The 1,000-nt window shown below is 68.5% G+C and carries 1 protein-coding gene; it reads left to right on the plus strand.

Features of this window, described 5'->3' with window-relative positions; all coding sequences use genetic code 11:
- Positions 1–79: 79 nt before the first annotated feature.
- Positions 80–976 carry an IS982 family transposase gene (locus IF30_RS0140300; protein WP_030248119.1) on the plus strand — a complete coding sequence of 299 codons (897 nt, stop codon included), beginning with the start codon at positions 80–82 and terminating at the stop codon, positions 974–976.
- Positions 977–1,000: the final 24 nt, after the last annotated feature.

Genomic DNA, 1,000 nt, shown 5'->3' on the forward strand with positions numbered 1-1,000 from the left:
CTAGACGAGTAGTTCCGAAGTCAGCTGGGTTTGCCGGTTCTGCTCCGGACATGCGGGGAGGGTGTCCAGCATTCGGGTTGTGACGACCGAAGAGCTGGACACCCTCCTGACGGCACTCTACGTGCAGATCGATGATCACCTGCCCCGAACACGATGGTTAGGGCGACCGCCGCGGCTGACGGACTCCGAGCTGGTCTGCCTGGCCGTGGCTCAGGTGCTGTTGGGCTTCCACTCCGAGGCTCGCTGGATCCGATTCGCCCGCGCCCACCTGCGCGGCATGTTCCCCCACCTGCCCTGCCGGCCCGGCTACAACAAACGCCTGCGCGCGGCCCGGCCATTGCTCCAGCAGGCCATCCGAGACCTGGCGAGGGCGACCGACCTGTGGGCGGATCCGGTGTGGATCACCGACTCGACACCGGTGGAGTGCGGCCGCTCCCGTGACACCGTGGGCCGCTCGGCGTTGGCGGGCTGGGCCGGCTATGGCTACAGCCGCTCGCACTCGCGCTGGTTCTGGGGCCTGAAGCTGCACCTGGTCTGCACCCCGGCCGGGCTGCCCGTCACCTGGGCCCTGGCCAGCCCGAAAGTCGACGAGCGCGAGGTCCTGGCCGCGCTCGTCGAGACCGAGCCCGATCTCGTGCGGGAACGGCCCGGCCTGCTGATCCTCGCCGACAAGGGCTACGTTTCCGCCGAGCTCGACCGCTTCCTTGACCAGTACGGCATCCAGCTGCTGCGGCCGTCCTACCGGACCAGCGCTCCACGCCCCGGCGAGGGACTGCTGAAGTCCGTCCGCCAGCTGATCGAGTCTGTCAACGACACCCTCAAAGGGCAGCTCGGCCTTGAACAGCATGGCGGCCGCACCATCGAAGGCGTCGGCGCCCGCGTCGGCCAGCGGCTGCTGGCGATGACCTGCGCGATCTGGCACAACCGGACCACCGGCCGACCCATCACCCGCTCGCTGATCGCCTACGACCACTGACCGACTTCGGAACTACTCGTCTAG

The organism is Streptomyces sp. NRRL S-350 (assembly GCF_000719705.1).
Lineage (GTDB): Bacteria > Actinomycetota > Actinomycetes > Streptomycetales > Streptomycetaceae > Kitasatospora.